At 74.1% G+C, this 12,926-nt stretch carries 14 protein-coding genes and 1 pseudogene; 11 read left to right on the top strand and 4 right to left on the bottom strand.

Annotated elements, in window-relative coordinates; translation table 11 throughout:
• The 3 genes and pseudogenes from CLV72_RS33495 to CLV72_RS30450 form a co-directional block, all read left to right on the top strand.
• Positions 1-107, top strand: a pseudogene (locus CLV72_RS33495) (succinate--CoA ligase subunit alpha); the annotation flags it as partial.
• Between the two features lie 157 nt (positions 108-264).
• Positions 265-726 (top strand): SgcJ/EcaC family oxidoreductase, encoded by a 462-nt coding sequence (locus CLV72_RS30455; RefSeq protein ID WP_106253600.1) that lies wholly within the window; start codon positions 265-267, stop codon positions 724-726.
• Between the two features lie 104 nt (positions 727-830).
• Positions 831-2,318 carry a cell division protein PerM gene (locus CLV72_RS30450; RefSeq protein ID WP_245930532.1) on the top strand — a complete coding sequence of 496 codons (1,488 nt, stop codon included), beginning with the start codon at positions 831-833 and terminating at the stop codon, positions 2,316-2,318.
• A gap of 7 nt (positions 2,319-2,325) precedes the next feature.
• Here CLV72_RS30450 and CLV72_RS30445 read toward each other — a convergent pair whose 3' ends face one another.
• Positions 2,326-2,745 carry a hypothetical protein gene (locus CLV72_RS30445; protein ID WP_106253598.1) on the bottom strand — a complete coding sequence of 140 codons (420 nt, stop codon included), beginning with the start codon at positions 2,743-2,745 and terminating at the stop codon, positions 2,326-2,328.
• Positions 2,746-2,905: 160 nt separating this feature from the next.
• Here CLV72_RS30445 and purN point away from each other — a divergent pair, with 160 nt between their 5' ends.
• The 4 genes from purN to CLV72_RS30425 all read left to right on the top strand — a co-directional run bounded on the left by purN (position 2,906) and on the right by CLV72_RS30425 (position 7,299).
• Entirely contained in the window at positions 2,906-3,568 is a 663-nt protein-coding gene (purN, locus tag CLV72_RS30440; RefSeq protein WP_106253596.1) for a phosphoribosylglycinamide formyltransferase, read from the top strand.
• Entirely contained in the window at positions 3,565-5,139 is a 1,575-nt protein-coding gene (gene purH / locus CLV72_RS30435) for a bifunctional phosphoribosylaminoimidazolecarboxamide formyltransferase/IMP cyclohydrolase (RefSeq protein WP_106253593.1), read from the top strand. Before purN ends, purH begins: the two co-directional genes overlap by 4 nt.
• 124 nt (positions 5,140-5,263) lie before the next feature.
• Entirely contained in the window at positions 5,264-5,866 is a 603-nt protein-coding gene (locus tag CLV72_RS30430) for a CatB-related O-acetyltransferase (RefSeq protein ID WP_211303181.1), read from the top strand.
• A gap of 362 nt (positions 5,867-6,228) precedes the next feature.
• The gene (locus CLV72_RS30425) at positions 6,229-7,299 is read left to right on the top strand and encodes a hypothetical protein (RefSeq protein ID WP_106253588.1); all 1,071 of its coding nucleotides are present in this window, start codon (positions 6,229-6,231) and stop codon (positions 7,297-7,299) included.
• A 34-nt stretch (positions 7,300-7,333) separates the two neighbouring features.
• Here CLV72_RS30425 and CLV72_RS30420 read toward each other — a convergent pair whose 3' ends face one another.
• Both CLV72_RS30420 and CLV72_RS30415 read right to left on the bottom strand, forming a co-directional pair.
• On the bottom strand, positions 7,334-7,762 hold the full coding sequence (locus CLV72_RS30420) for a type II toxin-antitoxin system VapC family toxin (protein ID WP_106253586.1): 429 nt from the start codon (positions 7,760-7,762) through the stop codon (positions 7,334-7,336).
• A complete protein-coding gene (locus tag CLV72_RS30415) occupies positions 7,755-7,982 on the bottom strand; it encodes an AbrB/MazE/SpoVT family DNA-binding domain-containing protein (RefSeq protein WP_106253613.1) in 228 nt (75 codons plus the stop codon). The genes CLV72_RS30420 and CLV72_RS30415 overlap by 8 nt, the downstream gene beginning before the upstream one ends.
• Before the next feature lie 99 nt (positions 7,983-8,081).
• On the opposite strand from CLV72_RS30415, the gene CLV72_RS30410 reads away from it, so the two are divergent.
• Entirely contained in the window at positions 8,082-8,945 is an 864-nt protein-coding gene (locus CLV72_RS30410) for a bifunctional methylenetetrahydrofolate dehydrogenase/methenyltetrahydrofolate cyclohydrolase (RefSeq protein ID WP_106253584.1), read from the top strand.
• Between the two features lie 18 nt (positions 8,946-8,963).
• On the opposite strand, the gene CLV72_RS30405 is transcribed toward CLV72_RS30410, so the two are convergent.
• The gene (locus tag CLV72_RS30405) at positions 8,964-9,533 is read right to left on the bottom strand and encodes an FHA domain-containing protein (RefSeq protein ID WP_245930534.1); all 570 of its coding nucleotides are present in this window, start codon (positions 9,531-9,533) and stop codon (positions 8,964-8,966) included.
• 528 nt (positions 9,534-10,061) lie between these two features.
• Between CLV72_RS30405 and CLV72_RS30400 the strand changes: the two genes are divergently transcribed.
• From CLV72_RS30400 to mdh, 3 genes are all read left to right on the top strand, one after another.
• A complete protein-coding gene (locus tag CLV72_RS30400; RefSeq protein ID WP_106253580.1) occupies positions 10,062-10,460 on the top strand; it encodes a DUF3017 domain-containing protein in 399 nt (132 codons plus the stop codon).
• 165 nt (positions 10,461-10,625) lie between these two features.
• Entirely contained in the window at positions 10,626-11,843 is a 1,218-nt protein-coding gene (locus tag CLV72_RS30395; RefSeq protein ID WP_106253578.1) for an NADP-dependent isocitrate dehydrogenase, read from the top strand.
• A 96-nt stretch (positions 11,844-11,939) separates the two neighbouring features.
• Positions 11,940-12,878 (top strand): malate dehydrogenase, encoded by a 939-nt coding sequence (gene mdh, locus CLV72_RS30390; RefSeq protein WP_211303179.1) that lies wholly within the window; start codon positions 11,940-11,942, stop codon positions 12,876-12,878.
• Positions 12,879-12,926 lie beyond the last annotated feature (48 nt).

Genomic DNA, 12,926 nt, shown 5'->3' with positions numbered 1-12,926 from the left:
GCACGGCCGCCGCCAAGAAGCAGGCCCTGGAGAAGGCCGGCGTCCGCGTGGGCAAGACCCCCACCGAAACCGCCGAACTCGCCCGCGAGATCTACCAGAACGGCTGACCGCGCCGACCCGGCGCACGGCGGTACCGGGGGCGCCCGGCCGGTGGCAACCGGCCGGGCGCCCCTTCGCCGTGCCCGACGGCGAAACCGACCCCCGGCGCGGCGCCGGCCGGACCCGTGGTACCGGTGGGAGGTGCGCGACGGCGGAGGGAGCGGTATGGGCGACACGACGGCGGTCGGCACGGACGCGGCGGGCGGTACAGCGCGCGCCGAGGACGAGGCGGCGCTGCACGAGCTGGTGCGGCGGCAGGAGCGGGCCTGGACGGCCGGCGACGGCCCCGCCTTCGCCGCGACCTTCACCGAGGACGCCGACTTCGTGGCCGTGAACGGCGAGCACATCGAGGGGCGCGCCGCCGTGGCGGCGAGCATGACCGAGGGCTTCGCCGGCTTCATGGCGGGCACCCGGATGTCCGCGCCGCGGCGGACCACCCTGCGGTGGCCCGCGCCCGGTGTGGCGGTGATGGTCACCGAGGGGGTGTGCGTGCTGCGCGGCGGCGACACCGAGTGCCGGCCCGAGGACCTGTCCGTCCAGACCCGGGTGGCGGTCCGCGACGGCGGCGGCTGGCTGTTCACCTCGTTCCACAACTGCCGGATGTGGGGCACGCACGGCGCGGACTGAGGGTCCGCGGCGCGGCGCCGCGGCCCGTCCCGGTGCCCGGGCGCGGCGCGGTCCGGTCGACACGCCGGGCCAAAGCGGGAAATCCGCCCGGTGCGGCTGCCAGCATGGGGGCTGTGACCGTACTCGCCGATCCGGCCGACGCGCCGCAGCCAGGCAAGCGCGCCGGTGCGGACGAGGACCCGCCCCGGCCGCTGTTCACGGCGGGCGGCATGGCGGCGGCCAGCGCGGCCGCCGTGGGGCTGGCCACGCTGACGACCCTGACGCTGGTCGGCTGGATCGCGGCGCCGGGCGCCAACATCGGCGACGGGCTGCCCGACGTCTTCCGCACCGCCGCCCAGGGCTGGCTGGTGGCGCACCATGTCGGCTTCGCCATCCCGGGCGGCGGGGTCGGGATGCTCCCGCTCGGCCTGGTGGTGCTGCCCGGGCTGCTGCTCTACCGGTCGGGGCGCTGGCTGGCGGGCAGCTGCGAGCTGCCGCGGCTGCGCAGCGCCGGCCTGGCGGCGCTGGCCATCGCGGGCCCCTACGGCGCCATCGCGGGCACCCTCGCGCTGATCTCCCGGACCGGCTCGGTGCAGCCGAGCATGTTCACCGGCCTCCTCGCGGGCTTCCTGATCGCGTTCGTGGCGGGCGGCGTGGGCGTCACCCACCAGATCGCGATCGACAAGCGCATCCCGTGGCGGCGGCTGGTGATGCTGATGCCGGAGCGGCCCCGCTCGCTGGTGATCGGCACCGTGTGGTCCACGCTGCTGCTGCTGGGCGCCGGGGCGGTGCTCTACCTCGCGGCGCTGATCGCGAACTTCGGCGAGGCGCAGTCGCTGACCGCCAGCCTGGACCCCGGTGTCGTCGGCGGCGTCCTGCTGCTGCTGGTCCAGCTGGCCTACCTGCCCAACGCCGTCATCTTCGGCATGTCCTACGCGATCGGCCCCGGCTTCGCGATCGGCCAGTCCACCGTGGTGGCGCCGACCGGGGTCATCCTCGGCGCGCTGCCGCAGTTCCCGATGCTGGCGGCGCTGCCCAACTCCGGGCCGGCGCCGGTGCTGTCGCTGCTCAGCCTGGCGGCGCCCTTCGTGGCGGGGGTCTTCGGCGGGATCAAGGTGATCAGGATCTCGCCGACCGTCGTCACCGAGGCGGCGCCGATGTGGGGCTTCGCCTGCGGACTGCTGTCGGGGGCGGCCTGCGCGGTGCTGGCCGCCTTCGCGGGCGGCCCGCTGGGCGCCGCGCGGCTCTCGGAGGTCGGCCCCTCGCCCTGGCAGGTGGGGCTGGTCGCCGCGCTGGAGGTGGGGGTGGCGGCCGCCATCGCCGCCTGGATCGCCAACTGGCTGGTCTTCCGGCGCCGCCGCAAGGCCGCGCCGGTGGAGGTGTGGGACGCCGCCGAGGAGTTCGACGACGACGGCGCCCAGCTGTACGGGGTCAGCTACGAGATGGACGAGCCCGACGGCGAGCCGGCCGGCGCCGCACGCGACACCGGCCGCTCAGGGGTGGTCTTCGACGAGGACAGCCCGGCCAGCTACCTGGACGACACCGGCGGCCGCCCCGCCTGGCAGGGCGACGAGGAGCCGGAGCGCCCCGGGCGGGCCCGCGGCGCCGGGTAGGGCGGGGTCAGCCGCGCGGGGCCGGGTACGGGAAGCTGCCGGGCGCCAGGCCGAAGCGCTCCTCGATGGAGGTGCGGAAGGCGACGTTGCAGTCCTCGGTGGCGCTGACGGTGTTGGCCTGGCTGAGGCACTGCTGCCAGGCGGCGTTCTCGTCCCAGATCAGCAGCGAGGTACCGAGGACCATGGCGGCCCACAGCACGCCGACGGCGCCCAGCACCATGCTGGCCACCGACCACGGCGCGCTGGTGCCCTCGTCCTTGGCGCGCAGCCGCGCCTTGCGGCCCTGGTAGATGCCGAGCACCGAAAGCACCACGCCGTAGGGCGGCAGCAGCAGGCCGGCGAGCGAGAGCAGCAGCGCCCACAGACCTCCCCGGTCGACGGCGGGCGGCTGACCCGTGGTCCGGGGCTCGGTGGGCGTCTGGCTCACGTGGTGGCTCCTCACGTCTGGTCTGCGGTTCCGGGCGGTGCGGCCGGTTTCTGCCGACGTTACCCGGCGGGATATCGTGGCGGACGACAAACGCCGGCGGCCCGGGCCGAGGTCGCGCCCGCGCCGCTCGCGCACCGCTCACGTCGCGTCACTGGGGGTCATGCTGTCGGCTCGGGTCGTGGCGCTCGTCTCCGGATCGGGCACCAATCTGCAGGCGCTGCTCGACGCGGCGGCCGATCCCTCCTACAAGGTGACGATAGCCGCCGTCGGAGCGGACCGTGACGGCACGGGCGGCCTGGCGCGGGCCGAGGCGGCCGGGGTGCCCGGATTCGTGGTCCGGCCCAAGGACTTCGCCGACCGCGCCGCCTGGGACCGCGCGCTCGCCGGGGTGCTGGACGGCTACCGCCCCGACTTCGTCGTATCGGCGGGCTTCATGCGTATCCTTGGCCCGGAGGTGCTGGCCAGGTACACCGTGGTCAACACCCATCCGGCGCTGCTGCCCGCCTTCCCCGGCGCCCACGCCGTGCGCGACGCCCTCGCCTACGGGGTGCGGATCACCGGCGCCACCGTCCACTTCGTGGACGAAGGCGTCGACACCGGGCCGGTCATCGACCAGGTCGCGGTGCCGGTCCTGGACGGCGACGACGCCGAGCGGCTGCACGAGCGGATCAAGGAGCGCGAGCGCGAGCTGCTGGTGCGGGTGGTGCGGCGGCTGGCGACGGAGTCGTGGAGCATCGAGGGCCGCCGGGTGGACTGGCGGCCGCGCCGTGGCGACGCGGCCGGAACGACGCCCGGCGAGGCCGGGGCGAGGGGGACGACATGACCCAGCAGGCGGTCTCGCGGGCGCTGATCAGCGTCTACGACAAGACCGGTCTGGAAGAGCTGGCGAAGGGGCTGAGCGAGGCGGGCGTGGAGCTGGTCTCCACCGGCTCCACAGCGGCCCGTATCGCGGCCGCCGGGGTGCCGGTGGTGCAGGTGGAGGAGGTCACCGGCTTCCCCGAGTGCTTCGACGGGCGGGTGAAGACCCTCCACCCGCGGGTGCACGCCGGGCTGCTGGCCGACCGGCGCAAGGACAGCCACCTCGCACAGCTGGCCGAACTGGACATCACCCCGTTCGACCTGGTCGTGGTGAACCTGTACCCGTTTCGCGCCACGGTCGCCTCGGGCGCCTCCATCGAGGAGTGCGTCGAGAAGATCGACATCGGCGGCCCGGCGATGATCCGGGCGGCCGCCAAGAACCACGCCAGTGTGGCCGTGGTGGTGGAGCCCTCCGCCTACCACGAGGTGGTCGACGCGGTGCGCGGCGGCGGCTTCGACCTCGACCAGCGCAAGGGTCTGGCCGCGCGTGCCTTCGCGCACACCGCCGCCTATGACGCCGATGTCGCCTCCTGGTTCGCCGGGGTCTACGCGCCCGACGCCACCGCGGCCACCAGCGGCTGGCCGCGCACCCGCGTGTCGGTGGCCCACCGCGCCGCCGTGCTGCGCTACGGCGAGAACCCGCACCAGCGGGCGGCGCTGTACGTGGCCGACACCGACGACGCCGAGGGCGGCGGGCTGGCCGGCGCCGAGCAGCTGCACGGCAAGGAGATGTCCTTCAACAACTACGTCGACGCCGACGCCGCGCGCCGCGCCGCCTACGACTTCGGGGCGCCGTCCGTCGCCGTGGTCAAGCACGCCAATCCGTGCGGGATCGCCAGCGGCGCCGACGTCGCCGAGGCGCACCGCAAGGCGCACGCCTGCGACCCGGTGTCGGCCTACGGCGGGGTGATCGCGGCCAACCGCGCCGTCACGGCCGAGCTGGCCGCGCAGATCGCCGAGGTGTTCACCGAGGTGGTGGTGGCGCCGGGCTTCGACGAGGCGGCGCTGGAGATCCTGACCCAGAAGAAGAACATCCGGCTGCTGCGCGCCGCGCCGCTGGTCGGCGTCGGGCGGGCGGAGGTCAAGGAGGTCAGCGGCGGCGTGCTGGTCCAGGCGGCCGACCTGGTCGACGCGCCCGGCGACCGCCCCTCGGCCTGGCGGCTGGCGGCCGGTCCGGCGGCCGGCGACGCCGTGCTGGCCGACCTGGAGTTCGCCTGGCGGGCGGTGCGCTCGGTGAAGTCCAACGCCATCCTGCTGGCCGCCGACCGCGCCACCGTGGGCGTGGGCATGGGCCAGGTGAACCGGGTCGACTCCGCGCGGCTCGCGGTGAGCCGCGCGGGCGAGCGCGCCCGCGGCTCGGTCGCGGCCAGCGACGCGTTCTTCCCCTTCGCCGACGGCCTGGAGGTGCTGACCGCGGCCGGCGTGCGCGCGGTGGTGCAGCCGGGGGGCTCGGTGCGCGACGAGGAGGTGGTGGCGGCCGCCGAGAAGGCGGGCGTCAGCCTCTACCTGACCGGCACCCGCCACTTCTTCCACTAGCAGTGTTTCCACCGGCGGCGAGCGCGCGGCGTCCGGCCGGACTCCGTACGCTCGCCGCCGGCGAGCCGTCTGGAGCCGTCCCGCCGTGCCCCTCGTCCCCGCCGACCCCACCGTGCTGCACCCGATGCCGGAGCAGCCGCGGGTGGTGCTGCTGAAGCCGCTGGTCACCTCGCCGCTGATCGAGGTCGGCGAGTACTCCTACTACGACGACCCCGACGACCCCACCGCCTTCGAGACCCGCAACGTGCTGTACCACTACGGGCCGGAGAAGCTGGTCATCGGGAAGTTCTGCGCGCTGGGCGAGGGGGTGCGGTTCATCATGAACGGCGCCAACCACCGGATGGACGGGCCCTCGACCTTCCCGTTCCCGATCATGGGCGGTTCCTGGGCCGAGCATGCCGACCTCATCACCGGCCTGCCCGGGCGGGGTGACACCGTGGTCGGGCATGACGTGTGGCTGGGCTACCGGGCCATGGTGATGCCGGGGGTGCGGATCGGCCACGGCGCGGTGGTGGCCTCCGGCTCGGTCGTCGTCGGCGATGTGCCCGACTACGGCATCGTCGGCGGCAATCCGGCCCGGCTCGTCCGCAGCCGCTACGGCGAGGACGACATCGCCCGGCTGCTCGCCGTCGCCTGGTGGGACTGGCCGGTCGAGCACCTGACCCGGCACCTGCGCACCGTCATGGCGGGCAGCGTGGACGAGCTGGCGGCGGCCGCCCCGCGCTGAGGCGGTCCGGCGGAGGACGGGCGGCCGGGTGCCGTCCGGCCGGAATCGGTGGCCGAATTCGCGCGGTGAACTCCTGGTGAACTCTGCCGCGCCGCCCCGGTGGCGAAGATCGCCAATTCCGGTGCGGCGCATTGATCGCCGGAACGGCGGAACGGCCGCGCAATTCACGATCTCCACCCGCCGGAATGGCGGTGCAATTCCGGTCCGCGCGCAGGCGGCGGGGGCGGCCCCGGCGAGCGGGCCCGGCCCGGCCCGGTGCGGTCCGGCCGCGCCGCCGGGTACGTCCCGGTCCGGGGTGGCTTGGGGGGAATCGTCGCCGGGCGTTCCACCGCTGGTCGATCTTGGGCGCTAGCGTCGCCGGCATGACTCCTACCAGCACCGATTCCGAAACCGGCCCGGTCGCGCCGGGTCCCTCGCGCCGCGCGGCGCTGCGGGCCGGACTCGGCGGGGCGCTGGCCGCCGGGCTGGCCGCCCTGGCCGCCGCCCCGGCCGCCGCGTCCGCCGGCCGCCCGCCGGCCCGTCCCGAGATCCTGGTCGCGACCAACGAGCCGTGGGGCACCTACCACGTCCGGCCGCTGCTGGCGGAGGCGGAGCGGCGCGGCTGGCGGCTGCGCCAGCTGGTCCCCGACCTGTCGGAGATCGAGCCGGGCGACCCGGTGCCGGTGCGCACCCTCGATGACGACCTGAGCGGCGCCGACCTGCTGGTGGTGACCGGCGCCGAGGAGTGGCCCGCCGAGTGCGCGGCCGCGCTGCGGCGGCTGCCGCTGGCCGCGAGCTCACTGGCCTACCTGCGGCCCGAGCCCGCGCCGCTGGCGCGGCGACTGCGGCCCAGGCTGCGGCTGGTCACCTCCTCCTCGCCCGCCGAGGGGCGCGCCTTCCGCAGCTACCTGGGCACCGCCAGGCCGGTGCTCGCGGTCGGCTCGCCGCAGACCGACGGCCTGCCGCCGTGGCGGCCCGAGCCGGGCACCGTGCTGGTGCTGACCAGCGTGACGCGGCCCGACCCGACGGGCGGGGCGGCGCCGGGCACCGAGCTGCTGCTGGCCGCGGCCGCGCGGCTGGCCGCCGAGGGGCGCCGGATCGTGGTGGGCATGCACCCGCGCGAGGACCCGTCCCTGTGGGACGACTACGAGATCAGCCCGGTGCCCTCCGTGCGGGCAGCGGCGGCCGCCGAGGTGGCCATCGGCATCCCGGGCACGGTCTTCCCGCTGGTCGCGGCGGTCGGCGCGCCCGTGGTGGGCTGCACAGACCCGGCGCTGGAGGTGCCCGGGTACCTGCTGGACGTCTGCTCGGCCACCATCGCCGACGCCGGCGAGGCCGTGGCCGCCGTCGCGGGCGCCCGCCCGGTGGACCCCGAGGTGCTGCACGACGCCGTCGGCCCCGTGGGCGGCTCCGCCGCCCGGCTGCTCGACGCCTGGCGGGGCGTCGCGCGCTAGGCCCTGTCCGCCCCGCCCCGCCCCGACCGGCAGGTCAGGACGCGGGCGGGGCGATGAGGCGGACCGTCGGGAAGTACTCGCGGTAGCGGCGGACCTCGCGGCTGAGCAGGCGCAGGCCGCTGACGGCCGCGTGCGCGCCGACCAGGAACTCCGACGCCGCCGCCTGGCCGCCGCCCTCGCGGCGGTGCCGTTCGAGGCACTTGCCGGCCAGGAAGGAGGCGGCCCAGGGGATCGGGGAGCGGATGAAGTCGTCCTCCGGCAGCACCTGGTCCAGGTCCTCGATGCGGGTGTAGCGCATCGACACCTCGGCGAAGATCACCGGATTGATCACCAGGGGGCCCTGGTCGGCGGCGTCGCCGAGCGCCTGCGCGGACCAGTCGCCCCACTCGGGGTCGTCGGTGATCAGATCGAGCAGGACGCTGGAGTCGACCAGGGTCGCGCCGGTCGAGCCGCCGTCAGCCATTCCGGGTCAGCGCCATGATCTCGTCGGTGCTGAGGTCGACATCGCCGGTGCCGCGCAGCCGCTTCACGATCCGGCGGCCCCGGGGCGGAGTGGAGGCGGCGCGCACGATCCGGGCGCGATTCCCCTCGATGATGAATTCCACCTCGTCGCCCGGTTGCAATCCCAGGCGCCTGCGGACTTCGACCGGAATGGTGACCTGACCCTTTTCGGTGATTCTCATGTCTGCAAGCGTAATACCCGCCATTTCTTACCGCTGAGGCCGGGTCCGCCTCCGCCCCCGGCGCTGCGGGCGGTGCGGCACCGGTGCCACAATGGGCGCGTGACTGCTCAGATACTGGACGGTAAGACGACCGCGGCGTCCATTCGCGGAGATCTCAAGGTGCGATTGGCCGCCCTCCGCGATCGCGGGGCGATGCCGGGCCTGGGCACGGTCCTGGTCGGCGACGACCCCGGCAGCCACGCCTACGTGCGCGGCAAGCATCGCGACTGCGCGGAGGTCGGGATCGCCAGCATCCGGCGCGACCTCCCGGCCGACATCAACCAGGCGCGGCTCGACAGCGTCATCGACGAGCTGAACGCCGACCCCCGGTGCACCGGCTACATCGTGCAGCTGCCGCTGCCCGGCCACCTGGACGAGTCGCGGGTGCTGGAGCGGATGGACCCGGAGAAGGACGCCGACGGCCTGCACCCCGCCAATCTCGGCCGGCTGGTGCTGATGCGGCCCGGCCCGCTGCCGTGCACCCCGCGCGGCATCGTGGAGCTGCTCGGCCGCTACGGCGTGATGCTCAACGGCGCCGACGTGGTGGTGATCGGCCGCGGCATCACGGTCGGCCGCCCGCTGGGGCTGCTGCTGTCGCGCCGCAGCGAGAACGCCACCGTGACGCTGTGCCACACCGGCACCCGCGACCTCGCCGCCCACGTGCGGCGGGCCGACGTGGTCGTCGCCGCGGCGGGCGTGCCCGGGCTGATCACCCCCGACCTGGTCAAGCCGGGCGCGGCCGTGCTCGATGTCGGCATCACCCGCACCGAGGCGGGGCTGGTCGGCGACGTCTCGCCCGGCGTGGCCGAGGTGGCCGGCTTCCTCGCCCCGATGCCCGGCGGCGTCGGCCCGATGACCCGCGCGATGCTGCTGGCCAACGTGGTGGAGGCCGCCGAGCGCCGCGCTGGGCTGGTCAGCGGCTGAGCCGCCGCCGGGCGCGGCTCAGCTGGCCTGGCGGTCCCGGTGCTGCATCGGCGGCACCGGGCGGACCAGGCCGAGGGCGACGATCTCATTGGCCAGCCGGGTGCGCCGGTTGGTGCCCTCGGGCACCCGGAACTTCTGGTACAGCCGCAGCAGGTGCTGCTTGACGGCGGCCTCGGTGACGACCAGGTCCTCGGCGATGTCGCGGGCGGTGGCGGGCGAGACGAAGGCCTCGTCCGACAGCGCCGGGCGGCACAGCGAGGTGAGCACGTCCAGCTCGCGGCGGGTCAGCTCGGGCGCGGTGGCCCGGCGCATCTCCGTCTCGGGGCTCAGCTCCTCGCGCGGCAGCCCGCCCATGCGGCAGCGGGCCGCGCCGAAGCTGACGACGTCGTCGTCCTCCAGCACCCGGCGCGCCACCGGGCGGCCGTTCACCCGGGTGCCGTTCTTGGACAGGCCGAGGTCGACCACGTACAGGTACGGGCCGCGCCGGACCAGCTCGGCGTGTAAGAGCGAGACGCTGGGGTCGGTGAGCCGGATGTCGACGCCGCGGCCGCGGCCCACCGTGGTGACCTCGGCGGTCACCGGCACCATCTCGCCGGTCTCCTCGATCCGGACGAAGGGCCCGTCGAGGGAGCCGCCCCAGCCCGGACGGGGCCGCGGGGGGCGCTCGGTGCGGCGCGCGCCGGAGGTGGCAGCTGTGCGGGTCGAGTCCTGGCCACCGGTCGGCGTCGCTTGCATCGGCCCCTCGCCCTCGCCACTGAAGCATTTGTCTCCGACAACCGGGTTACCCGTACCGCAAGGGTTCTACGCCCTTACTCGGGGGTAAGACCTGTCGATCATGGCCTGCGGAAATCGATCAAGGCACTGCCGGCTGATCGAATTCGTGATAACGCGGTTTCGTGATCATGAGGCGGCCGCTTCCGCCGCCGTGACCCGGCCACGGCGTCCGCCGAGACCTGCGGTGCGTCCGGGCGCTGTTCCCTTAGACTCGTCCAGCGGAGGCCCGGCCGCATGAGCCGGGCGCCGCCGACCCGCCGGCGGGCGCGGGCGGAGCCGGGCCGGCGAGCCCTCATCCGAGCGAACGAGAGCGGCACTGTGAGCCAGAACACGGTAGGTGTGATGCACACGGCGCGCCGGTCCGACACCGGTGCGCCCGACACGGGCGCGGGCGCGCGGGGCCAGGACCCCGGCGACGGCGGTCCCGCCGGACCCAGGGTGCCGGACTGGATCACCCAGATCCCCTACCTGCTGGTGCTGCTCGGCGTCGGCACCGGCCTGATCATCGTCGCCATGGCGCACTTCCGCCGCGGCCCCGCGCTGGTCGCCGCCGCCCTCTTCCTCGGCGCCGGCCTGCGCGCGCTGCTGCCGGAGCGGATGGTCGGCATGCTGGCCGTGCGCAAGCGCTGGGTCGACGTCGCCACCCTGGTCGCGCTCGCGGTCGGCCTGGTCGTCTTCGCGCTCGTCGCCCCGCAGATGTACGGCGCCTCCGTGCCGCTGTGGGAGTTCCTGAACGAGTAGCCGCGCAGGTCGGCGCGGTGCGCGCGCCGGACGCGGCCCCCTTCCGCGGGGCGGGCCCCGGACCGGCGGCCGCTCGGCTTCGGTAATCTCGACATCGAGACAGTCACGACCGGCGCCGCCGCACGTCCTTTCCACGGCGCCGCGAGAAGGGACAGCCACGCACCCATGCCAAAGATCAAGGTAGCCGGGCCCGTCGTCGAGCTCGACGGCGACGAGATGACGCGCATCATCTGGGCCTTCATCAAGGACAAGCTGATCCTGCCGTACCTCGACGTCGACCTGAGGTACTTCGACCTCGGCATCGAGCACCGCGACGCCACCGACGACCAGGTGACGGTCGACGCGGCCAACGCGATCAAGGAGCACGGCGTCGGCGTCAAGTGCGCCACCATCACCCCCGACGAGGCGCGGGTCGAGGAGTTCGGCCTCAAGAAGATGTGGCGCTCGCCCAACGGCACCATCCGCAACATCCTGGGCGGCGTGGTCTTCCGCGAGCCGATCATCGTCTCCAACATCCCCCGGCTGGTGCCCGGCTGGACCAAGCCGATCATCATCGGCCGCCACGCCCACGGCGACCAGTACCGCGCCAGCGACTTCAAGGTGCCCGGCCCCGGCACGGTCACCATCAGCTACACTCCCGACGAGGGCGGCGAGCCGATCGAGATCGAGGTGGCGCGCTTCCCCGAGGGCGGCGGCGTCGCGCTGGGCATGTACAACTACCGCAAGTCCATCGAGGACTTCGCCCGCGCCAGCCTCAGCTACGGCCTGGACCGCGGCTACCCGGTGTACATGTCCACCAAGAACACGATCCTCAAGGCCTACGACGGCATGTTCAAGGACGTGTTCGCCGAGATCTACGAGGCGGAGTACAAGGCCGACTTCGAGGCCAAGGGCCTCAGCTACGAGCACCGCCTGATCGACGACATGGTCGCCGCCGCGATGAAGTGGGAGGGCGGCTACGTCTGGGCCTGCAAGAACTACGACGGCGACGTGCAGTCCGACACCGTGGCGCAGGGCTTCGGCTCGCTGGGCCTGATGACCTCGGTGCTGCGCACCCCCGACGGCCGCACCGTGGAGGCCGAGGCGGCGCATGGCACCGTCACCCGCCACTACCGGCAGCACCAGCAGGGCAAGCCCACCTCCACCAACCCGATCGCGTCCATCTTCGCGTGGACCCGGGGCCTGGAGCACCGCGGCAAGCTCGACAGCAGCCCCGAGGTCATCGGCTTCGCCCGCCAGCTGGAGGACGTCGTCGTCAAGACCGTCGAGAGCGGCAAGATGACCAAGGACCTCGCACTGCTGGTGGAGGGCGAGCAGAGCTGGCTCACCACCGAGGAGTTCCTGGCCGCCCTGGACGAGAACCTGCGCAAGGCCCGGGCCTGAGCCCCGCTTGACAGGGGCGTAACGTAGCGGCAACCAAACCGCGCATTTCCAGTTCACACGTGAGGGGACCCGCCGACCATGGCTCGTCAGGGCAAGGTGACCGTTGTAGGAGCCGGATTCTACGGTTCGACGACCGCGCAGCGGCTGGCCGAGTACGACATCTTCGAAGAGGTCGTGCTGACCGACATCATCGAGGGCAAGCCCGAGGGCCTGGCGCTGGACATGAACCAGTCCCGGCCCATCGAGGGCTTCGAGACCAAGGTCACCGGCGTCACCACCACCCCGGCGGGTGAGGGCTACGAGGCGATCGCCGGATCCGAGATCGTCATCATCACCGCCGGCCTGCCCCGCAAGCCGGGGATGAGCCGGATGGACCTGCTGGAGGTGAACGCCAAGATCGTGCGCGGCGTGGCGGAGAACGTCGCCAAGCACGCCCCCTCGGCGGTCATCCTGGTGGTGTCCAACCCGCTGGACGAGATGACGGCGCTGGCCCAGCTCGCCTCGGGCTTCCCCCGGGAGCGGGTGATCGGCCAGGCCGGTGTGCTGGACTCCGCCCGCTTCACCGACAACCTCGCCCAGGCGGCCGGGGTGGAGGTGGCGCAGGTCAGCGCGCTCACCCTCGGCTCGCACGGCGACACCATGGTGCCGGTCCCCTCGCAGTCGACGATCGGCGGCCGCCCGATCGCCGAGGTGCTGCCCGCGGAGAAGGTCGACGAGCTGGTCACCCGCACCCGCAACGGCGGCGCCGAGGTCGTGGCGCTGCTGAAGACCGGCTCGGCGTACTACGCCCCGTCGGCGGCGGTGGCCCGGATGGCCAAGGCCGTGCACGAGGACTCCGGCGCGGTCTTCCCGGTCTGCGCCTGGGTCGACGGCCAGTTCGGCATCTCCGGCGTGTACCTGGGCGTGCAGGCCAGCCTCGGCGCGGGCGGGATCAAGGAGGTCGTGGAGACCCCGCTCACCGACACCGAGCTGGCGGGCCTGCGCGAGGCCGCCGAGGCGGTCCGCGCCAAGCAGGCCGACGTGCAGAACCTCTGAGTCCGCGAGGACGGTCCGGCGGCGGCGCGCCCTGACGGGTGCGCCGCC

It is taken from the genome of Allonocardiopsis opalescens (genome assembly GCF_003002095.1).
Lineage (GTDB): Bacteria > Actinomycetota > Actinomycetes > Streptosporangiales > Streptosporangiaceae > Allonocardiopsis > Allonocardiopsis opalescens.
This window is presented reverse-complemented; position numbering and strand designations above follow the sequence as displayed.

Coding starts and splice junctions, on each gene's coding strand:
- CLV72_RS30455 (WP_106253600.1), top strand. CDS start 265: ATGGGCGACACGACGGCGGTCGGCACGGACGCGGCGGGCGGTACAGCG.
- CLV72_RS30450 (WP_245930532.1), top strand. CDS start 831: ATGGGGGCTGTGACCGTACTCGCCGATCCGGCCGACGCGCCGCAGCCA.
- purN (WP_106253596.1), top strand. CDS start 2,906: ATGCTGTCGGCTCGGGTCGTGGCGCTCGTCTCCGGATCGGGCACCAAT.
- purH (WP_106253593.1), top strand. CDS start 3,565: ATGACCCAGCAGGCGGTCTCGCGGGCGCTGATCAGCGTCTACGACAAG.
- CLV72_RS30430 (WP_211303181.1), top strand. CDS start 5,264: ATGCCGGAGCAGCCGCGGGTGGTGCTGCTGAAGCCGCTGGTCACCTCG.
- CLV72_RS30425 (WP_106253588.1), top strand. CDS start 6,229: ATGACTCCTACCAGCACCGATTCCGAAACCGGCCCGGTCGCGCCGGGT.
- CLV72_RS30420 (WP_106253586.1), bottom strand. CDS start 7,762: ATGGCTGACGGCGGCTCGACCGGCGCGACCCTGGTCGACTCCAGCGTC.
- CLV72_RS30415 (WP_106253613.1), bottom strand. CDS start 7,982: ATGAGAATCACCGAAAAGGGTCAGGTCACCATTCCGGTCGAAGTCCGC.
- CLV72_RS30405 (WP_245930534.1), bottom strand. CDS start 9,533: ATGGTGCCGGTGACCGCCGAGGTCACCACGGTGGGCCGCGGCCGCGGC.
- CLV72_RS30400 (WP_106253580.1), top strand. CDS start 10,062: ATGCACACGGCGCGCCGGTCCGACACCGGTGCGCCCGACACGGGCGCG.
- CLV72_RS30395 (WP_106253578.1), top strand. CDS start 10,626: ATGCCAAAGATCAAGGTAGCCGGGCCCGTCGTCGAGCTCGACGGCGAC.